Source organism: Acinetobacter genomosp. 33YU (assembly GCF_001990725.1).
In the GTDB taxonomy this organism is placed as follows: Bacteria; Pseudomonadota; Gammaproteobacteria; order Pseudomonadales; family Moraxellaceae; genus Acinetobacter; species Acinetobacter seifertii.
The window spans coordinates 277075-298632 of sequence record NZ_LFZQ01000004.1 but is presented as its reverse complement, the minus strand read 5'-3'; the positions used below and the strand labels follow the sequence as shown (position 1 = coordinate 298632).

At 40.3% G+C, this 21558-nt stretch carries 13 protein-coding genes; 7 read left to right on the top strand and 6 right to left on the bottom strand.

Going from position 1 to position 21558, the window contains the following annotated elements; translation table 11 throughout:
• Window positions 1-3 precede the first annotated feature (3 nt).
• Both ubiE and AC056_RS04285 read right to left on the bottom strand, forming a co-directional pair.
• Window positions 4-951 (bottom strand): bifunctional demethylmenaquinone methyltransferase/2-methoxy-6-polyprenyl-1,4-benzoquinol methylase UbiE, encoded by a 948-nt coding sequence (ubiE, locus tag AC056_RS04290; protein ID WP_004699042.1) that lies wholly within the window; start codon window positions 949-951, stop codon window positions 4-6.
• A gap of 147 nt (window positions 952-1098) precedes the next feature.
• Complete coding sequence (locus AC056_RS04285; RefSeq protein ID WP_077162835.1) at window positions 1099-1806, bottom strand: FFLEELY motif protein; 708 nt, start codon at window positions 1804-1806, stop codon at window positions 1099-1101.
• Between the two features lie 209 nt (window positions 1807-2015).
• Here AC056_RS04285 and AC056_RS04280 point away from each other — a divergent pair, with 209 nt between their 5' ends.
• The gene (locus AC056_RS04280; protein ID WP_077162834.1) at window positions 2016-3434 is read left to right on the top strand and encodes a phosphate--AMP phosphotransferase; all 1419 of its coding nucleotides are present in this window, start codon (window positions 2016-2018) and stop codon (window positions 3432-3434) included.
• A 38-nt stretch (window positions 3435-3472) separates the two neighbouring features.
• Here the strand turns inward: AC056_RS04280 and AC056_RS04275 are convergent, their stop codons facing one another.
• On the bottom strand, window positions 3473-4777 hold the full coding sequence (locus tag AC056_RS04275; protein ID WP_077162833.1) for an MFS transporter: 1305 nt from the start codon (window positions 4775-4777) through the stop codon (window positions 3473-3475).
• 181 nt (window positions 4778-4958) lie between these two features.
• Window positions 4959-5471, bottom strand: coding sequence for a hypothetical protein (locus tag AC056_RS04270; RefSeq protein WP_004699033.1), 513 nt, complete (start codon window positions 5469-5471; stop codon window positions 4959-4961).
• Window positions 5472-5641: 170 nt separating this feature from the next.
• Here AC056_RS04270 and AC056_RS04265 point away from each other — a divergent pair, with 170 nt between their 5' ends.
• The 3 genes from AC056_RS04265 (at window position 5642) to recD (ending at window position 14848) form a co-directional block, all read left to right on the top strand.
• Entirely contained in the window at window positions 5642-9277 is a 3636-nt protein-coding gene (locus AC056_RS04265; RefSeq protein ID WP_077162832.1) for an exodeoxyribonuclease V subunit gamma, read from the top strand.
• A 3-nt stretch (window positions 9278-9280) separates the two neighbouring features.
• Window positions 9281-12988 (top strand): UvrD-helicase domain-containing protein, encoded by a 3708-nt coding sequence (locus tag AC056_RS04260; protein WP_213033469.1) that lies wholly within the window; start codon window positions 9281-9283, stop codon window positions 12986-12988.
• Between the two features lie 108 nt (window positions 12989-13096).
• Entirely contained in the window at window positions 13097-14848 is a 1752-nt protein-coding gene (recD, locus tag AC056_RS04255; RefSeq protein WP_077162831.1) for an exodeoxyribonuclease V subunit alpha, read from the top strand.
• 717 nt (window positions 14849-15565) lie between these two features.
• On the opposite strand, the gene AC056_RS04250 is transcribed toward recD, so the two are convergent.
• Window positions 15566-16864, bottom strand: coding sequence for a serine hydrolase domain-containing protein (locus AC056_RS04250; RefSeq protein ID WP_077162868.1), 1299 nt, complete (start codon window positions 16862-16864; stop codon window positions 15566-15568).
• A 212-nt stretch (window positions 16865-17076) separates the two neighbouring features.
• Here AC056_RS04250 and rpsO point away from each other — a divergent pair, with 212 nt between their 5' ends.
• From rpsO to AC056_RS04235, 3 genes are all read left to right on the top strand, one after another.
• Window positions 17077-17346: a 30S ribosomal protein S15 gene (gene rpsO, locus AC056_RS04245; RefSeq protein ID WP_001229357.1), complete on the top strand. Its 270-nt coding sequence runs from the start codon at window positions 17077-17079 to the stop codon at window positions 17344-17346.
• A gap of 256 nt (window positions 17347-17602) precedes the next feature.
• Window positions 17603-19690: a polyribonucleotide nucleotidyltransferase gene (pnp, locus tag AC056_RS04240; protein WP_171262119.1), complete on the top strand. Its 2088-nt coding sequence runs from the start codon at window positions 17603-17605 to the stop codon at window positions 19688-19690.
• 87 nt (window positions 19691-19777) lie between these two features.
• Window positions 19778-20989, top strand: a complete 1212-nt coding sequence (locus AC056_RS04235; RefSeq protein WP_049065194.1) for a magnesium transporter CorA family protein — start codon at window positions 19778-19780, stop codon at window positions 20987-20989.
• 228 nt (window positions 20990-21217) lie between these two features.
• Here AC056_RS04235 and AC056_RS04230 read toward each other — a convergent pair whose 3' ends face one another.
• Window positions 21218-21547 (bottom strand): chaperone modulator CbpM, encoded by a 330-nt coding sequence (locus tag AC056_RS04230; RefSeq protein WP_019456897.1) that lies wholly within the window; start codon window positions 21545-21547, stop codon window positions 21218-21220.
• Window positions 21548-21558: the final 11 nt, after the last annotated feature.

Sequence of the window (21558 nt, the reverse complement as noted above, 5' to 3'; positions counted from 1 at the left end):
ACCTTACAGTTTGAAGCCACGGTGAACGGCAACGATACCAGCAGTTAAGTTGTGATAGTCACAGTTCTGGAAACCAGCATTTTCCATCATACCTTTTAAAGTACGTTGGTCTGGATGCATACGAATTGATTCAGCTAAGTACTTATAGCTTTCTGAGTCATTAGCAACCAATTTACCCATAATCGGTAAAGCAGTGAATGAATAAAGATCATAAAGTTTTGAGAATGGCTCAAATACAGGCTTAGAGAATTCAAGAATCAGTAAACGACCACCTGGCTTAAGTACACGGAACATAGAAGCAAGTGCTGCATCTTTATCAGTTACGTTACGTAAACCAAAGCTAATAGTAACAAGATCAAAGCTGTTGTCTGCAAATGGCTCTAATGTTTCTGCATTGGCAAGAACGAAATCTACATTGGTACAGCCTGCATCAATCAGACGGTCACGACCAACATTCAGCATAGACTCGTTAATGTCTGAAAGTACCACATGACCTTGAGGACCTACTTCACGGCTAAATACTTTTGCTAAGTCACCTGTACCGCCAGCAATGTCTAATACGTGTTGACCACGGCGAACACCAGACATATTAATTGCAAAGCGCTTCCATAGACGGTGGATACCAAATGACATCAAGTCATTCATCAAGTCATATTTGCTTGCAACCGAGTGGAAAACTTCAGCAACTTTTTGAGCTTTATCTTCAGTTCTAACTGTTGAGTAACCAAAGTGTGTTGTTTCACCAACGTTGCCAGTGTTACCCGCGCCACGTGGTAAATTATATTTAGGTACAGAACCACTAACAGGTGTATCTGTTAGTGTTTGCTGTAAAGATTGTTGTTGCCCTTGAGGTGTACCTTGCGGTAAAGGTGAGCTTAGGAATGGGCTAACTTTGTCTGAACTTTGTGCCTGCTCAGTTGGAGATGTTGGCTTTTGGTTTTCGTTAGACATATTGTCTCTCCTAGACTCAAACTCAAGTGAAACGGAATAAGTTCTGCATGATGACAGATTTTGTCTATTTTTACAGGCATCATCATGCAAATATAATGAATAAAATCTCAACTTCGTGAGGTTGAGTTTTTCTATGTGCCGACCTTATCACACTCTAAACGGATTCGGATGCCCTGAATGTACATTTTCAACAATTTGGCGTTCTTTTTCCGTAAAAGTCTTGATAAAGCTCTCGGCAGATTTTAACGGTTTCATCGCACTAAAACCATCTTGAATAAAATCATACATCAATTCGAAATGATATTTTTGAGCAATTCCTTTACACATTTTAAATGCAGTGAACATCATAAATGAACGCATGTATTTATCTAAAGCGATCCCTAGATCGTCAAGAAGAGCAAGCTGTTGATAACGGGCTTCTGCTTGATCAAGCTTGATTAAGGTTAAGCGCATGATCTCGTCGGTGAGTACGGTATCTGCTGGGTGGTCTGCGAGAAGTTGCATGGCCACTTGCTCATCAAGTTGAGTTGCAAGCACAGCCAAACTTACCGATTTAGTTCCGGTTTTAATCGCATTTTCAGGTAATACTTTTTCGGCTTTATGGGCATATTTCAATAGACGTTCAATTTGTGCAGCAAGTGCATCGAACTCTGGGCCACCATATAAACGGTTTAAAAAATACTCTGACATGAGCTTATGCTCTGGCAAATTAAAAAAGTCATGATGGGTATCTTTCATCCGCTCTTTTAGCCATGTTTGTACATCTTGCAAACGTTGGGCAAGCACAGGATTATCATGATAATTAAATGTTTTATATTGTTGTAAAAGATCATCAAAAGCAGCGAGTTTAGACATGTAAGGCTCTAATATTGGGCTATTTACAAAAAATCATAAGAGGCATTGTAACCTTCTACTATGGCGAGTAGATGTAAAAAAAATGATTTATGCGTCAATTTTTAAGTGAAATCTTGCTGCAATGACATAATTTGTATAGCAATTCATCATTTAAGCGCATAAGTTAAAGATCATCGAAATTAAACAATAAAAGATTAGAGCTCCAGACTATGAGTAAACAACAACCGAAATTCGAAATTCGAGATAAAGAACAGCTTTCAGTCGATTTGATTGAAGCACAATATGCTTTAAAAGATAGTCGAGGTAAGCCTAATGCTAAAAGTACATTGATATTAATGAGTGGTATTGAGCTTGCTGGAAAGGGGGAAGCAGTTAAGCAGCTTCGCGAATGGTTAGACCCGAGATATTTGCGCGTAAAAGCAGATGCGCCACGTATGCTCACCGATACAGAAGCATTTTGGCAGTTTTATTCAGAATTTATTCCAACTGAAGGCCAAATTGTGGTGATGTTTGGCAATTGGTATAGCGACTTGTTGGTTACTGCAACTCATGTTGCAGAGCCTTTGGATGAAGCACGTTTTGATGCCTATGTTGAAAATATGCGTTCATTTGAGCAAGACCTAAAAAATAATTATGTCGATGTGATTAAAGTCTGGTTTGATCTTTCTTGGAAATCATTGCAAAAACGGTTAGATAAAATAGACCCTTCTGAACAGCACTGGCATAAACTCCACGGCTTAGACTGGCGTAATAAAAAACAATATGACACTTTGCAAAATTTACGCCGACGTTTTACCGATGATTGGTACATTATTGATGGAGAAGATGAAACACAGCGTGATCAGTTTTTTGCCCAATATCTTTTGCAAAATATGCGTGATTTACCTGAGCATGAAAGTGAAGTCAAAGGAAAATGGCAGCAAGCAAAGATTCCTGAAAGTTTGTTAAAACCTGCTCAGGAAAAGCTTGATAAAGCCGAATATAAAAAAGAGCTCGATAAACTGAGCAAAAGAATTGCAGATAGCATGCGCTTTGATAAACGAAATGTGGTGATTGCGTTTGAAGGAATGGATGCCGCAGGTAAAGGTGGTGCCATTAAACGAATTGTTAAAAATTTAGATCCGCGTGAATATGAAATTCACTGTATTGGAGCCCCTGAACGTTTTGAAGCGAGACATCCTTATTTATGGCGTTTCTGGAACCGTATTAATGAAGCTGAAAAAATTACGATTTTTGACCGGACATGGTATGGTCGCGTACTCGTTGAGCGAGTTGAAGAGTTTGCGTCACTTTTAGAGTGGCAAAGGGCATATGATGAGATTAACCGCTTCGAAAAAGATTTGTTTGATAGTCAAACCATTGTTGTGAAAATTTGGCTAGCGATTAGTAAAGATGAGCAAGAACAGCGTTTTAAAGCCAGAGAAGAGACACCGCATAAACGCTTTAAAATTACCGCAGAAGACTGGCGTAATCGTGATAAATGGGATGACTATTTAAAAGCAGCGGCAGATATGTTTGAACGAACGAGCACTGAGTATGCACCTTGGCATATTGTTGCGACTGATGACAAATATACAGCTCGGTTAGAGGTATTAAGAGCGATTTTAAAACAGTTAAAGGCAGACTAAGGTCTCCTTTAACTGTTTAAATATTAGTGCTTATTTGATTATGCAAGTTGATCCTTGATTGATGGGGATTCTATAGCAAGAGTTTTCCGATTGCGAAATTCAACAAGCGTTGCAATTAAACTAATGATTGCGGCAAACATTAACCAGAAAGCAGGCATACTTTTGCTGCCAGATTCTTGTACAAGATATGTGGCAATCATAGGCGTTAACCCACCAAATATAGAAGTGGCAAGACTATACGCTACAGAGAACCCAGCAATTCTTACAGAGCTTGGCATCATTTCAGTGAGGGAAACGACCAATGCGCCGTTATAGAAACTATAGAGCAGAGATAGCCAAAGTAGTGAAATTAACATGTGTGCCAAACTAATGTTTTGAGTCAGCCAGCTTAATAGCGGATAAGCACTTACAAAAATTAAAACTGTTGTGGTAATCAATAATGGTTTTCGACCAATTTTATCTGATAAATAACCACCTATAGGTAATAGAATAAAGTTACTTGCCCCGACCATTACCGTTGCAAATAAGCTTTCTGCAGTTGTTAAATGTAGAACTTCTTTTCCATAAGTTGGGGTGTAAACTGTAATGAAATAGAACATGGTTGTAGTTGTTGCAACCATACACATTCCAACGACTACAATTTTCCAATTCGCTGCAAGCGTTGACATAATTTGTTTAGTAGTTGGATGCTCTTTTCGAGAGGCAAAAGCTTCGGTTTCGGCTAAAGATTTACGTAACCAGAATATAAACGGAATAATTGCACAACCGACAAAAAATGGAATACGCCAAGCCCAAGCATCAACTTGTGCTTTCGTAAATGCTAGGCTGACTAAATAGCCTAATGTGGCAGCAAAAATTACAGCAACTTGTTGGCTAGCAGATTGCCAACTGGTAATAAACCCACGGTTATGTGGTTCAGCAATTTCAGATAAATAAACGGAGACACCACCTAACTCAACCCCAGCTGAGAAACCTTGGGCTAGACGACCAACAAATATTAAGACAGTGGCTGTAAAGCCGATGGTGGCATATCCGGGTGTTAATGCAATTAACAAGGAACCAAGTGCCATAATACTTAAGGTGACCATTAATCCTTTTCGGCGGCCAATTCGATCGACATATGGACCTAACACGAGTGCGCCAATTGGTCGCATCAGAAAGCTAACGGCAAATACCAAAAAAGTTTTCATTAGTGCGGCATAGCTGCTATCAGAATGAAAAAAAGTTTCACCTATCGCTTTTGCATATAAACCGAAGAGGAAAAAGTCATATTGTTCTAGGAAGTTACCACTGGTTACATTAAAAATGGCACGTAAACGGGATGTTGATTGTCCATATTCCACAATGACTCTCCGTATTTCATTTGGCATTGTAGATTGAATAATAGACTTTTAAACTTTAGTAAAACTTAAAAAAATAAGTGAAGATTAAAGTTTTGAACATATCTTTTGTTTTATTGTGTAAATTTTAAAAGCAAAAAATAAGGCACAGTCACGTGCCTTAAAAAATTACGATAGGATTGTATTAACTCTCAAGTACTGTTGAGTTGATTCCCTTTTGTTGAATGCGTTTAGCAAGGTTGTAGCTATCATTTAGATGAGTTTGGGCTATTTTTTTCATCATAAAATAACCTAAACTTGCTGCAACAATTTGTCCGCCTAATGGTATAAATTTGGTTACTTGTTTAGTGACGATTTTGCCAAAGAAACCATTAAAGGTTTTTTTAACGGTTGTACGCGCGACCATAAAACCTGAAAATTGAAAGCCACGTTTACGCAATTCATCCCAATGAATGGTTTTTGTTTTTGGATCATAGACGCTGACATGTTCAGGTGCTAAGCCAAAGCGAGCATTAATATCGGGAATAAGCTGTGTCAAAATTCCCAAATCTACGACCACGTCAAAAAAAGGAATCGGTACAATTGCTGCACCAGCAGACACGTAAGCTCTTTTCTGAATGAGATCGTGGCACTCATCGCGAATTTGTTCCAGATTTAGGCTAGGATCAATATAGTCAGGAATGTTATCAATTTTCATAATGTTTACCTGTAATGGGTTCCTTAATGGTGCCTTCCAAACACAAGGCAAGTGACACCTAAAGTTAGATTATGCTGTGTTTAAACCAACGTGACATAGTCAGATTCAGTTGTATAGTAATGAATGTTTATGATTTTGTGCATAAATTATGCGAGTAGGGTATGAAATAAATGGGCATCCATGTTATTCAAAGTCAACGTATTGATGTGTTGTTGCAGGGCGTACTTGCGTCTACGTCCCAACCTTCTACGCATCCTTTACAGGTTTTGAAAGCCCAGCATTTTATTGTACCTAGTCCTGCAGTTGAGCAGTGGCTGATACAAAAACTTGCAGAACAACAAGGAATGACGGCCAATTACCAGTTCCATCAACGAGTTCGCGGTTTTCAGTGGTACGCCTATCAACAGGTTCTTACTGCGCATAAAGAACAGGTTCGTAAAGCGAATATTCCACGCTTGATTTTTAAATGGCGTGTACATCAAGCCTTACAAGAATTTATTCAGCCTGATGAAATGAGTATAGATGACTCACATCCATTGCACTCTATTGTTCAGCGTATTTACGACAGCGCAGATCGACTTGAACAAGGGATTGAGAAACAGCTAAAAAAACAAAAAATGTTGTATTGGGTGGCCGAGCAGGTTGCCGATTTATTTAGTAACTACATGGTCTATCGGGGACAGTGCCAACATGGTTGTGAAAATACCTGTACTTGTCCAAATAACTGGTTAGCAGCGTGGGGACAAGGCAGAGCACTTGATATCGAAAAGTATATTGCGCAGAAAGATAAAGAAATTTCTGCATTTACTTTGCAGCAAACACAAGAGCTAGAGCGTTGGCAGCGCTGGTTATGGCAGCAGCATTTTCATGATGATTTTATGCAAATGCAGCAAATTGACGAGCTGTTTTGGCAGGAATTAGATCATCCTGAGCGTAAGAAGAAAGCACTGTCTCGTTTGCCAGAGCAAATTGTCGTTTTTACTTTGCTAGATTTACCGCCTAGCCAGCTTCAATTTTTGCGCCGTTTAGGGCAATACATTGATGTTTTGATTTTGCACTATAACCCTTCACAGGAATATTGGGCCGATAGTGTCGATCCGCTGTGGAAACAGCGTTATGACTTGGGTGTGAAAGAGCGTTTTATAGCGAAAAATCCTCAAGCGACCGATGCTGAAATTGCCGATTTCTTTGATAAATTTACGCTTAACTTTAATGCTGAGGCGCGTGAGTCGAGGCATCCACTTTTAACAAGACTGGGCAAACAAGCCCGCGATCACTTCTCATTACTTTCGAACCTGTCTACAGGTGAGGAAGGTAAGTGGGTGGACGCCTTTGTAGATGATTTTCCTGAAAGTTTACTTGGCAAAGTTCAGTCAGATATTCTGCATTTGGTGGAACCACAGCCTAAGCAATATGAACTTGTACTGAAAGATGACTCTATCCAGATTCATGTTTGCCACTCAACATTGCGCCAACTTGAAGTCTTGAAAGAGCATTTGATTGGCTGGTTGGCTAAACCGCATGAACAGCCGCGTCGTCCAAATGATATTCTGGTTTTAGTGCCTAATTTGGCAGAAGTTGAGCCTTTAATACGAAGTGTTTTTCCAGCTACGGCAACTGAGCAAGGTGTGCATTTACCCGTAAAAATTGCAGGTATTGCCTCACTTGATGCACTTAATGCATGGCGTGCCGTGATTGGGCGTATTCACCTTATGCAAGGGCGATTTAGCTTTGATGATTTCGCTGACTGGCTTGGTTTACATGCGACGCAGCAGCGCTATGCACTTGAATATGCTCAAGTAGAGCGAGTTTTGGCATTACTGGCCGATGCAGGGTTTAAACGTGGTCTTGATGCAGAGCATCTGAAACGTAGCCTATGTGACGGCGATGATGATTATCGGTATAGTTTTAAATTTGCTTTAGAACGGTTAGCACTCGGCATTGCAATTCCTGAACATGCTACGTTTAATCAGGTACTCAGTTACTCTAAGGTTCAGCCGGGCGATTTTGAGCTGATTGGTACACTCATTCAGATTTACCAAGATTTAAATGAGCGCCGTGACTGGCTCATTATGCACGAGCAAAGAAAAGTACATACAGTAGAATACTGGCTGCAAGTGTTGTCGCAAGATATAGTCGAGTTTGAACAGGCTGGTGTGGCTGCTTTAAAAACTGCTCGGGAAATTGTAAAAAAACAAGAGCGTATGCTAACGCTCGCAAGTTACTATGCCGAAGCAGAAACAGGCACCTTACGTAAAATTACCTTGCCTTTGCCTTATATTCTGGATGAGATTCAGCGAACTTTAGAAAACCAGACAGCTCAAGCTGAACCGACCGGACAAATTACTTTTGCCCAAATTGGACAAATTCGCCCCTTACCTTATCGCTTGATCGTGATGTTAAATCTGGATGCAGGGCAGTTTCCAAACCGTGATACGCATGTACCATTTGATTTGATGGATGCCTTACGTCAACAATTAGGTGATCGTTCCCGTCTTGAGGATGACCAAGGCGCTTTCTTAGATGCCTTACTTTTAGCCCAAGAAAATCTATGGCTGTTTTATAACGGTTTTGATGTCAATGACGGTGAGGTGAGAGATCCTTCTAGTATTCTTCAAGAGTTCCGTGAGCATCTTGCGCTTATTGTAAAACCGGAGCCAAATGCACCTGAGCGTGAAGTCATTGAAGGCATTGAAATTCCGTCTCAATTAAAACAACTCTACCATTTACATTATTTACAGCCGTTTGACCCGAAGGGTTTTGTGGCCGAGAACAACTATATTCGCTACCAAGATCACTGGTTTAATGTAGCTATGCAAATTCAGCAAGCATCTGGTGTTCTTAAGCCTTGGGCGAATACGTCTTATCCTTTAGAAATACCTGACATGCTGGTTTTAGATAGCCATCAGTGGATACAGGATGTGACTTTCCCCGCACGCTTATATTTAAAAACTTTAGGTGTAGAAAACTTAGGAACTGTTGGGGAGTTAGATCAAAATGAACCTTTGCTTTTAGATGGTTTAGGCCGTTATACCATTCGACATTTTTTACAGCAAAATGAACAACAGGCGCAGCCTGAGGCTCTACTTGATCAATTACCTGTAGGCAAAGTTCAATACAGCGCATGGCAACAGGGTATTTTTGAACAGGAATGTTTGCTTGAACGTCTTCATCATTATGCACCAGCCGTGACACAAACCACGCAGCGAGTCTGGCGAATTGCCAAACAGCTGCACATGAATATTACAGTGCCTAAATCTGAAACTCAGGATTGGGTCAGTATGGAAGCATCAAGTGCTCGGGCCAAAAGACGTGCAAAAGTCTGGTTAGAGTACCTGCTTTGGTTGGCCTATTTAAATGAGGGAAGTGCAGGAACTGAAAGACGCCGTATAGTGGTTTTTAGTGACCAAACCGTAATCTGTAAAGGTATTAGTTCTGAGCAAGCTCGGCAGTATTTACAACCGTGGTTTAAGATCTGGCGTTATGCTCAACAGCAACCACTGGTGCTACCAGCAGCTTTGATGCTAAAGCCTCTGGAAAAAGCCAAGGCATATCAGTGGGAAATAACAAATCCGACAGAAAAAATAAAACTGGATGAGAAGAGCTATACCGAGCTGTTAAAATACTGGAATGAAACTGGTTCATTTACCGCTATCGATATGACTCAAAATGAAGCGTGTAAGTTACATAAGGACTGGCGTTTTATTTTGCAAGAACAAGATGCACAAGCATTGCTTCAACACGCTTGTGATGAGTTTGCATATGATTTGTATCATCCAGTTTTTCAATTTCAATATTCGGAGTAAGGCATGAACTCAAGAGTACAGGTGTCTTATCAACCTATTACTGATATTGAATTTAGCGGATTGCATTTAATTGAAGCTTCGGCTGGCACAGGGAAAACCTATACACTGTCGAGTTTGATGGTACGTATTTTTCTTGAGAAATATTTGCCTAGACAAGTCATTGCAACCACGTTTACCCGTGCTGCTGCGGCCGAGTTGAAAAGCCGAATTCGTGCGCGTTTAGTCGAAACCTACCGTTATTTAGATGCTAAGCGGAGCTTGACTGAGAAAGAGATTCTTTTACAGGCCGAGCAAGAATCTGACTTATTACTGCAACATGTTCTCAAGCATTTTGCGACACGTATTGCCTATGCCTGTGAACGTTTAAAGCTTGTCATCGATCAGCTAGATGAGCTATTTGTCGGAACACTCGATAGCTTTAGCCAAAAACTATTACGTGAGTTTGCTTTTGAGAGCGGCAAAATTGAACGTGCTCAAATTACCGATGATGCTAAAACCTATAGCCGCCAACTGATTCATGATGTACTACGTGAATGGATACAGTCTCAGCCTCAAACTGTGATTGATTTTTTGTATATGAGTGGTGAACTTAAGTCTACTGAAAGTTATATCAAATTAGTCGAAGAAAGTTTAAGTTTTAGTTCAGCTTATTTTAAGCCAGTGGATTTACCTGTTTTTAGTACCGCTGAATTTGAGATTGCTTTGAATAAATTAGCACAAGCTCCTTCAATATACTGGGACGGATTAAAAGATTATTATTTACTTGATGGACAATATTACAAGTTCATTAATAAAAAAGCTTTTGCTAAAGATCGTTTTCACTTGATTTTTGAAACAGGGCTATCCCGAATTATTCGGCAGATTAAGAAAGATGGAGTTAAAATTTTTTTCCATAGGGAAGCATTAAAGGATATCGAAGTACTATTTTTGGATTCAAAGGGGCAAATTCGTAATACAGTTTTTAATAAATGTGATCAAGCTATCCAAGATAATTTCTACCAACATCCTATAATTCAAATATTAAAAAATATTTTTGAGATGATGCAAAAAATTCAAGCTGATTTGAATCAGTTGAATACTTTTTTACAATTTCACTTGTGTGTAGAAGTTAAGAAACGTTTACCTCAGGTTTTACAAAATAAGGGTGAGACGACTTTTTCTCAGCAAATTCGCACTTTGTCAGAAGCTTTAAAGGGCGAGCAGGGGCAACGTTTCGCCGTATTTGTGCAGGCTCGATATCCCTTAATTTTAGTCGATGAATTTCAAGATACTAATCAAGACCAAGACGATATGCTCGCCAGCATTTGGCGTCATCCAGAGCGTTACCAAAAAGGTTGCATGATTATGGTGGGTGACCGTAAGCAGGCAATTTACGGTTTCCGTGGTGGGGATATGCTTACCTTTTTAAATGCCTATAAAGATATTCAGGCAAAGCATGGTCGAGAATATAAATTAATTCATAACCATCGTTCAGTCGCTGACTTGGTTGAAGTGGTTGATGCCTTATTTCAAAGGCAAATCGACTTTGGTGAACAGGTTCAATATGACCCGATTCGGGCAGGGACTCGACCTCACCCAGCTTTAGTCGATCAAAATCAGCCTAACCCGTACCCTTTACGTTGGCTTCTGCTAAAAGACAAGGAAACGGAAGCACAGCAAGTAGCATGGAAGATTCGGGATTTACTCAACCAGTCACATACTGGGCAGTTATATCTTCAAAAAGATACTCAGACCCAAGCTTTAAATGAAGATGATATTGCGGTCTTGTCACGCAATCATGATGGCCTTGATAAAGTTCAGTTTCAATTAGAGCGTTTAGGAATACGCGTTAACCGACCATCAAAACGAAGTGTTTTTGATTGCACCATTGCTCAAGATGTTGGGGCCTTACTCACCGCGATTCTTCATCCTTACGATGAGGCAAAATTGAAACGAGCTTTGATTAGCCGATTGTTTGCTATGGATCTAAAACAACTGTTGCAACTTGAGCAAACAGCTGAAGGTTTAAGCCAGTTTATGACAGGCTTTGATGCTATTCGTGAGCTTTGGTCAGCTCAGGGTTTTTTAGTGGCATGGCAGCAATGTTTAAACCAATTTGGCATTTGGAAAAATCTAGTTGCTGTCCAGAGTAAAGATAATGAGCGGGTTGTGGTGAACTTGCGTCATCTGACCGAAATTTTGAGTCAGCATAGCGAGAAATATCAGGGTGCGCAAAATCTCTATCATTGGTATCTCAAGCAATTACAGTCACCGCTTGAACGTGAGTGGGAGCTAGAGCGTAGATTGTCGAGTGAAGCTGGCGTACAGCTCATGACTATTCACCAGTCGAAAGGACTTGAGTTTAAAATTGTCTTTTTGCTTGGGGCTGATAAGCCATTTCGGGAAAATAACAAAACACTTAACTTCTCGACCCAAGATATCACTACGCCGGAGTCGGCTCAAACCGTAACACAACGAGTTGTCGCGATTGCCGATAAAACGTATTTAAACGAAACCGAACTGAAGCAGCATGAAGAACGGGCTTTGGCGGAACAAAACCGCCTTTGGTACGTGGCTTTAACTCGGGCAAGTCATCGTGTTTATGCGCTTTTACAAGATACAGATGGCAAGTCTGTTTCAGGTTTGGCATTTTGGAAAAACAGAGCTGAACCATTCCAGCACCGTTGTTGTTGCGATGAAATGATTTTGGAGCAACCACCTGCTGCCATGCATTTAAATCAACAAATCAATATTATTGAGATACAGGCACAGAATTTTCCTGACCAGCGCTTTTATTCGAGAGGCAAAACCAGTTTTAGTTATCTGGCACAGCATTTAAGACATAAAGTAGGTACAGATTTACTCGCGAGCCAGAGCCATGAAGCTGTTTTAGCCGAAGATGAACTCGATCAAGTTATTTCTGTTGAAGTGACCGCAGCACAGCCAATTAGCTGGATCAAAAGCAACTTTCCTAGAGGAACACTTGCAGGTAATTTCTTACATGAAATTTTTGAACATATTGATTTTCAATGTTCAGATGAGTGGGTAAGTGAAATACGCCGTCGTTTTAAAAATGACTACAGTAGTTTGTGGCAAGATTTATTAATCAAATATCAAGAAAGCTTTCCCGAAGAACAAGAAGCGGAATATTCGCTTTATCACGCTGTGGCGACATGGTTGCAAGAGATTCTAAACACGCCGTTATATCAAGGTTTTCGCCTAAATCAGTTACAACCAGAGCACTATTTATCAGAGTGTCCTTTTTATTTGGCCCTGTCAGATAGGGTGTTAGCCATGAAACGTATTCAGCAGCTGTTTGCTGAGTATGGAATGGAAATGCCAGAGTTATTAGAGGCTCGTTCCGCACGTTATTTAAATGGTTCGATAGATTTGGTTTATTTTGATGGGCAGCGTTATCACATTGCTGACTATAAAAGTAATTACTTAGGTGAAAACCTTGCGGATTATAGTGGGGCAAGCATTGCCCAAAGTATGTCTCTAGCCAGCTATTGGCTACAAGCAGGCTTGTATTTAGTTGCGTTACATCGTTATTTAAAAGTCAAAATGCAAAATTATGATATTGAGCAACACCTAGGTGGGGCGACTTATCTTTACTTGCGTGGTATGAATGGCGAAGCTGAGCAGGGTTATTATTATTGGCAGCCAAGTACAGAATTTGTTCTACGACTTGATGCTATTTTAGGGTACTTTGCTGAGGATAAAATTGCATAAAAAATGCTGATAAATGATCTAATTTTAGAATTAACAAATACTTGGGGTGTGGATAATCCTGTCTATAACCATGTGGACAAGCGTGTGGAAAACTAGGTGGATAAGTGTGTGGACAATCTAAATAGCCCTGAACAAAGCGATTTAAGCTGGTTGACGACTTGGAGTACCTTTCTAAATCAAGCTCCGTTTACTGCACAGACACAAGCTCCAGAGGCAGCTTGTTTTTTGCAGCAGCTTATTGAAGCGAGCTTGCAAGGTGACAGTTGTATTGCGATTAGCCCAGAAGAAACAGAAACACTTGGTCAACTGGTGATATCCGCAGAACAAGCGATGTCTCAAGTTGCCCCTTGTGTCCACGACGGGCAGGGGTTGGCATTATACCGATATTGGAACCTAGAGCAACGTCTAGCTGAGCAAATTCGTCGATTAAAGCAACAACCAATTCAACCAGTTTCGTGTGAAGAGCATTTAAACTTACTCACTGACCCACATCAGCAAGCTGCTTTGCAAATGGTGACTCAGCAGAGCTTAAGTATCATTACAGGTGGGCCGGGGACAGGTAAGACCTATACGCTCGCTCGTATTATTGCTGTGCTGAGTCAAGCAATTCCTCATATTCGTGTAGCAATGGCAGCTCCGACGGGTAAAGCTGCACAGCGTATGCAAGAAGCCTTACAAAACTCGTTTAATGACCCAAAACTGCTTGAGTCGGGGCTGATGAGTGACGAGCTAAGAAGCCAAAGTACCCAAACCATTCATCGCTTATTGGGTATGGGGCATAGTCAAACTCCACGTTTTAATCAAAAGCAGACTTTGCCTTATGACGTTATTGTGGTGGATGAGGCTTCTATGCTGGATTTAAATCTGGCAACTTTATTATTTGAAGCGGTGCCTGAGTCTTGCCGAATTATTTTGCTAGGCGATGCCAACCAGCTTGCTTCAGTAGATGTTGGAGCGGTACTTGCGGATTTACAGCAAATCGACGCTTTGTCTGAAAACCGTGTTCACCTTCAAACCAGCCGCCGTTTTGCAGAAGGTGCGTTAATTGGGCAAGTGGCACGATTTATTCAAATGCAAACCAGTCAGATCAATCATGAGCAGGTTTTGCAGCAATTTGAAATTGATATTGTTCAGGTTTCAGAGTTACGTTCAATTCCTTTAGAAGTTGATATGCCCGATGTGGTTCAGCTTGAATACTTACCTGAAGAGTCACCTATAGAGCTAGAAGCTTACTATCAAAAGTTGATGGTGGGTTTTCAAGGCTATGTGCAAAGCCTAAAAGCTTATTTACAAGATGATCGCTCAATTGAGCATATTGAAAATATCGTTAAGTCATTCGATGACTACCGTATTTTAACTGCTGTACGTCATGGACCATTTGGCTTACAGCAACTTAATCAATATGCCGAACGTTGGTTACAACAACAGCTGGGTATCGTGACTTTAGGAGGGTGGTATGTTGGTCGTCCGGTTATGATGACTTATAACGATTACCAACTTGGCATTTCAAATGGTGACATTGGTTTATGTTTTGAACACCGTACTCAGCCTCAACAGTTTGAAGTGTATTTTCCTAGTTTAAATAAATGGGTTGCTGCAAACAGACTACCTAAAAGTATTCAAAGTGCGTTTGCCTTAACCATTCACAAATCGCAAGGCTCTGAATTTACGCATACTGCTGTTGTACTTGATCAGGCTGCCAAGAATTTGCTAAGCCAAGAACTTATTTACACTGCGATTACACGAGCGAAAAAGGTAGTGAGTCTTTTGGTTCACCCTGAGGCTTTATTACAATCTTTTACAGTTCGTACGACAAGAAGAAGCGGTTTAGTTGAAAAGGTTAATCGGTTAGTTCGTTAAGTCAAACTTAATATTTTGACCTTTGTAAGAAAAAGCTTACATAGATTCGAGATATTTGCTGCTAGAGAACACCCCCTGTTTTTGAGATTATAAACGCACAACGAGCTTGGCAAGGAATGTCGGGCAAAATCGCACAATAATAATAACTTAAGTCGAGAGACTGCGAACTTACAATGAAGTAGGTGAATAAAGAGGAAACTTACAGCCGCTAAGCCTTGTAGTTTTGGGAGAGACTACAGGGCTTTTTTATATTTTGAGTTTTTATCATGTCAAATAAATTAAATAAATCTTTATGTATTTCACACGATTTCTTGTCCTTATTATCAACAATTTAAAACAATCCTATTAATATATTTATTTGTAATATGATTCTTAAATAGTCATTTTTTCCGTGAATTGTTAAGTTAAATGTTATACAGAACCGTACGTTATTTAGCTGTTACAGACAAACACTAAATATTAGACAGACCTGTACGTTTTTGCTTACATGATGATAAGAAAAATACTACTTTTCTTCATAATTGGATATGAGAGAATACATCCCATAAGGAAATAGAAATAAAAACAACGGAAGTGAGTAAAACTAGAAGAAAGATGTATAAAGCATCTCACATATAACAATAAGAACAGCGATAAACACGATAAATAAGAACTACAGCGCCAAAAACCCAAGCAGAAATGCTTGGGTTTTTTATTTTATAGCTAGATTATTGCTATTTAAACTAGATCTGTTTCATGTGAGTCACTACCGAACAATGAACGACGTTGATCTCTAGGAATTCGAGGACATTGGCTAGAAATTTGATAGAGCAGATTTGCCAAAGCAGGCAGATGAGTACCTACTACGGATTTTCCGGTAGTCAACAGAGAAACGCTAATATCACGCTCTGGATCGGCCCAGCATAAAATATTGGAAAAACCAAGATGACCAAAAGCTTGACCAGTCATTGGACCAAATAAACCTACCGGATTGCTACCGAGCATTGGACCTAATGCATAACGCATCGGGATTAATAAGGTTCGGTCAATATTAACTCCTGTGGTCGGTAGAGTTGCTCTAAAAATTGTTTTCTCACTTAAAACTTGTTTGCCTTGATAACTTCCACCACTTAAGAGCATTTCGAAGAAACGTCCAGCCTGTTCGGCACTCGTATAAATGTTACCGGCAGGACAAATCGTATCCATAAAGCGGCTGTCATTAGTGACATCTACAGCGAGTTGTAAACCGCCGCCTAATACATGATTGAGATAATGGTCTGTCCCTAAGCGAGGATGTAAGCCTGTTGCACAATTGAGTGCGACTTTTGCACGATATTCTGGCTTCAAACCATAGTTAAAATAGGGCATACCCATTGGTTTTTCGATGGTCTCATGTACAAACTGACGAAGATCTTGTCCTGTGACCCGTTCAATAATTTCTCCCAAAATATAACCTGCAGTTACAGCATGATAGGCGAGATGATTACCTGCTGGAGAAACGGGTCTTGCTGCATATAGCCGCTTTAAAATTTCATCTTTATCAAAAAGCAGTTCAGGAGTGACTTCGCCGTCTATATACGGGATGCCGCCACGATGTGCTAATAAATGAAAGATCGTCGCACGGCGCTTCCCATTTACACCATATTCTGGAATGTAATAACTGACAGGGTCGAGTAAGTTGATTTCACCTTTTTCATCTAAAAGATGAATCAACATGGCAGTAATCATTTTTGAGGCTGAAAATAAGCAAACAGGAGTGTCAGGCGTTGCAATGAGTGCATTATTTTGCAGACCTGCTGGAGAGTTCCCCTGAGCATAGCCGATGCTTCGATTTAATAAAATTTTCCCTTGTCTACGTAAACAAAAAGTAATGAGCGGATAGTTCCCGGTTTTATAGAGTGACTCAATACTTTTCCAGATCTTTTGAATCTGATGTTCATTCATTCCGCCCAGTTCGGCAGGCACTTCATCTTTGTGATGAATGACCGATCCAATATCGTCTGGTACCGGACAGGTATTAGTCGAAAATATTTTCACACGTCCCTCGCGCTTCTTTCTTTTTATTGAAGGCCAAGTGTGAAGGGTTCGGACGCTGATGTCAGTGTCTAAAATGACGGGTAACTGAAAACAATTTTGCAATCCATATATAGATACCTTAAAATAGGCGACTTGCTGTAGTGATGCACGGCAGTCAGTTGCGCTCAACTGATTCATATCATTTTATTTTTTAAGCATCTCGGAGAAATCGAATGGCTTTAACTAATGCAGACCGCGCAGAGATCATTGCTAAATTTGCTCGCGCTGAAAACGACACTGGTTCACCAGAAGTACAAGTAGCTTTATTGACTGCTCAAATCAATGATTTACAAGGTCACTTTAAAGCTCACAAACACGACCACCATAGCCGTCGCGGTTTGATCCGTATGGTTAACCAACGTCGTAAATTACTTGACTACTTAAATGGTAAAGACCACGAGCGTTACACTGCTTTGATCGGTGCTTTAGGTCTACGTCGTTAATTCGATTTTGCTTTGTTTTCGGTTTATCGCATGTTGCTATGCTTTGTTCCTGAAAAGAAAGTTTCGTCTAATCACCGTTAGGCGATTTATAGAAGGGGCGCTTGTGCGCTCCTTCTTTGCGTTTAATATTATTTAAAATTTTTGATCTAGTGTGATGGCTTCTAAGCTTTGTCATTTATCTACCAATTGGTGTAGTCTGAATGCCAAACCTTAGGGGTCTCACTAGAATAAAATTAGGAAAATACAATACATGTCAATGTTTAACATCGTTCGTAAAGAATTCCAATTCGGTCAACATCAAGTCGTTTTAGAAACGGGTCGCGTTGCTCGTCAAGCGAATACAGTTTTAATCACAATGGGTGGTGTAACTGTTTTAGTTGCAGTTGTTGCTCAACCTAAAGCAAAAGCGGGTCAAGACTTTTTCCCGTTAACAGTTAACTATCAAGAAAAACAATATGCAGCGGGTCGTATCCCTGGTGGTTACGGTAAGCGTGAAGGTCGTGCGTCTGAAGCTGAAACTTTAATTTCACGTCTTATTGACCGCCCAATTCGTCCGTTGTTCCCAGAAGGTTATTTCAACGAAATTCAAGTAACAGCAACAGTTGTTTCTTCTGACAAAACTATGGATGCTGATATCGCAGCAATGCTTGGTACATCAGCAGCATTGTCTATTGCTGGTACTCCTTTCCGTGGTCCAATTGGTGGCGCACGTGTTGGTTTAATTAACGGTGAATACGTTTTAAACCCGAATTTTGAACAACTTGCTCAATCTGATCTTGACCTTGTGGTTGCTGGTACAGAGTCTGCTGTATTAATGGTTGAGTCTGAAGCGAAAGAGCTTTCAGAAGACCAAATGCTTGGTGCGGTGCTTTTCGGTCATGACGAAATGCAAATCGCGATTCAAGCAATTAAAGAATTTGCTGCCGCTGCTGGTGCAGTTGAATCAACTTGGGTTGCTCCAACTAAAAATGAAGCACTCCTTGAGCAATTAAAAGCAGCTTTTGAAGCTAAAATTTCTGAAGCATATACAATTGCAGTTAAACAAGACCGTTATGCAGCACTTGATGCGCTTTATGCAGAAGCTGTAGCTCAGTTCGTTCCTGAAAATGACGAAACTGGTATTGCTGACGAAGTAAACGAATTATTTGAAGACCTTAAATACCGCACAGTACGTGACAACATCTTGTCAGGTAAGCCACGTATTGATGGTCGTGATACTAAAACTGTTCGTGGTATCGACGTTCAAGTTGGCGTATTAGACCGTGCTCACGGTTCTGCATTATTTACACGTGGTGAAACTCAAGCGTTGGTAACAACAACTTTGGGTAATACTCGTGATGCGTTAATGGTTGATACGCTTTCTGGTACTAAAACTGACAACTTCATGTTGCACTACAACTTCCCTGCATACTCTGTAGGTGAAACAGGTCGTGAGTCTGGTCCTAAACGTCGTGAAATTGGTCATGGTCGTTTAGCACGTCGTGGTGTTCAAGCAGTTCTTCCTACTGCTGACCGCTTCCCGTACGTGATTCGTATTGTATCTGACATTACTGAATCTAACGGTTCATCTTCAATGGCTTCTGTATGTGGTGCATCATTATCACTTATGGATGCAGGTGTTCCACTTAAAGCGCCAGTTGCTGGTATCGCAATGGGCTTAGTGAAAGAAGGCGAGCGTTTCGCTGTACTTTCTGACATCTTGGGTGACGAAGACCACCTTGGCGACATGGACTTTAAAGTAGCAGGTTCTGCAAACGGTATTACTGCACTTCAAATGGACATCAAGATCGAAGGTATTACTGAAGAAATTATGGAAGTTGCGTTAAACCAAGCATTTGCTGGTCGTATGCACATCCTTAATGAAATGAACAAAGTAATTTCACGCGCTCGTCCTGAAATTTCAATGCATGCTCCAACATTTGAAGTAATTACAATTAATCCGGACAAAATCCGTGACGTAATTGGTAAAGGTGGTGCAACTATCCGTCAAATTACTGAAGAAACTAAAGCTGCAATCGATATCGAAGATAACGGTACAGTTCGCGTATTTGGTGAAACTAAAGCTGCTGCTAAAGCTGCGATTGCAAAAATCCAAGCGATTACTGCTGAAGTTGAGCCAGGTAAAATCTATGACGGTAAAGTGATTCGTATCGTAGAATTTGGTGCGTTCGTAAACATTATGCCTGGTACTGATGGTCTTCTTCACATTTCGCAAATCTCGAATGAGCGTATTGCGAACGTAACTGACGTTCTTAAAGAAGGTCAGGAAGTTAAAGTACAAGTTGCTGATGTTGACAACCGTGGTCGTATCAAATTGACTATGAAAGATATTGAGCAAGCATAATTGCTTAACTCACTAATAAAAAAGTCCGCTTGATGCGGGCTTTTTTTATGGCATGATGCAAGTAATACACAAACAGATCGACGTGGTATGCAGGTTTATTATTTTTATCGTCATCAAAAGGATGGCTATGTTTTTTTGAGCCGAGAAAAGCACACTGAACATGTTCTAGAGTTCTTCTGGATTGATAGTGTGAGATCTGACGTTGTTAACCATAATGAAGAATGGCAACAAAAAATTCAGCAGCTTTCAGATGTCGCAATTAATGAATTTCATATGCGAGATATTGCCAATATTGAGCATCCTTGTGCCTTTGATACACTTGAAGAATATGACCTGCTCATTTTCAAAAAGCTCGTGACACCTGATGATGAAATTAAAAATGGGGAAACTCACGAGAGTGTATTTGGCTTAGCCACCACGCCAATTAGTTTTATTTTTACGCCTAAAGTACTCATTAGCGTACGTGAGCAGGGCAACAAGTCGATTGAAAATTATATTCAGCGTCTTGAAAATATTTTATGTAAAACCTTAGAAGAGCAAAACAAAACCCGTAAGTTGCCTAATTCACCTGTAGATTTGTGTTTACGTCTGCTCAATAGCATGGTGGATGGTTATCTGGATATTCGTTCACCTTTAACTAGAAGGGTCGAGCATTGGCAACAACAACTACTACAGGGCAATCGCCGTTTTAAACAATGGCATCAACTGTTTCATGAAAATATGGCCTTTCAACAGGTCGAAAACCTTTGTGAAGAACAAATTGAAACCCTACAAGAGTTTCGAGATGAAATTGTAGAAAACTATCATCATGTGATTGGTGAGCGGACACATAGTTCTCAAGATCTTTTGTTAGTTCGTTTGAATGATTTAATGAGTCATGTCGAACGTATTCAAAAGCATACTTTACGTTTACGTAGCGCTATTCAGTCGGCGATTGATTTGCATTTCTCAGCGATTGCGAACCAGACCAATGAAAATATGCGTATTCTTGCCATTATTACGGCCGTATTTGCACCGCTTACACTCTTAACAGGTATCTATGGAATGAACTTTGAGTTTATTCCAGGGCTTAAGTCGCCAGTGGGATTCTGGATTATGCTCGGTGTTATGTTGCTCAGTACGGTTTTCTTGCTTTACTACTTCTATCGACAGCATTTGGTAGGGCGTGGCGAGAAAAGTGTTATTGATTTATTGGCTCAGCAGCACCGCCAAGAGCGGATGAATTTGTTCTGGTTTTTGGAATATGAGCCGATTAAGCAGACATTGAAGGAAGTGGAGAAGATTACTCGGTTGAAGTAATAGGAATTTTCAAAATCAGTAAAGTTGATTTGTTAGTACTGCCTCAAATTTAGGGATTAACTTGATACTTATTGCATAGGCATATCCTTACTTTTGACTGGGCAAAAGTAACAAAACCCCTTTCTTGGGCTGACGGTACATCCATGTTACCGCAGCCCAAAAGGCGGCATCCATGCCGCCCATCACGTTAGCTCATACCTGTGTGAAATATTATTTAGAAGAAAAATCTTAATGAAAATGCTTCAACTGTTTTCTAAGTTGTTGCACTTCATCAATCAAATCTAACATCACCGCAACTGCTGCCAAACTTGCGTCAAAGTCACGTTGTAAACGATACGCTTTACGAGCACGAACGACATCTTCACCCATGAACTGATGTTTTTCAGGTGTACTTTCAATCACTAAAATGTCGTACTCAATAAGCTCTAGAATCCAGTCCGGGCTTTGACCACAGGCTTGGGCAAATTGTTGTAAGTCAAATGTAGATTGTTCATCAACGACTTCAGCACTAAAGGTGTGGCCGTCACATACAATTTCTCGATAATGGATGGTTGTCATGATCTTGCTCC

What these genes read in the sequence shown, in the direction of transcription:
- ubiE (WP_004699042.1), bottom strand. Translation starts at nt 951, where the DNA reads ATGTCTAACGAAAACCAAAAGCCAACATCTCCAACTGAGCAGGCACAA.
- AC056_RS04285 (WP_077162835.1), bottom strand. Translation starts at nt 1,806, where the DNA reads ATGTCTAAACTCGCTGCTTTTGATGATCTTTTACAACAATATAAAACA.
- AC056_RS04280 (WP_077162834.1), top strand. Translation starts at nt 2,016, where the DNA reads ATGAGTAAACAACAACCGAAATTCGAAATTCGAGATAAAGAACAGCTT.
- AC056_RS04270 (WP_004699033.1), bottom strand. Translation starts at nt 5,471, where the DNA reads ATGAAAATTGATAACATTCCTGACTATATTGATCCTAGCCTAAATCTG.
- AC056_RS04265 (WP_077162832.1), top strand. Translation starts at nt 5,642, where the DNA reads ATGGGCATCCATGTTATTCAAAGTCAACGTATTGATGTGTTGTTGCAG.
- AC056_RS04260 (WP_213033469.1), top strand. Translation starts at nt 9,281, where the DNA reads ATGAACTCAAGAGTACAGGTGTCTTATCAACCTATTACTGATATTGAA.
- rpsO (WP_001229357.1), top strand. Translation starts at nt 17,077, where the DNA reads ATGGCTTTAACTAATGCAGACCGCGCAGAGATCATTGCTAAATTTGCT.
- pnp (WP_171262119.1), top strand. Translation starts at nt 17,603, where the DNA reads ATGTTTAACATCGTTCGTAAAGAATTCCAATTCGGTCAACATCAAGTC.
- AC056_RS04235 (WP_049065194.1), top strand. Translation starts at nt 19,778, where the DNA reads ATGCAGGTTTATTATTTTTATCGTCATCAAAAGGATGGCTATGTTTTT.
- AC056_RS04230 (WP_019456897.1), bottom strand. Translation starts at nt 21,547, where the DNA reads ATGACAACCATCCATTATCGAGAAATTGTATGTGACGGCCACACCTTT.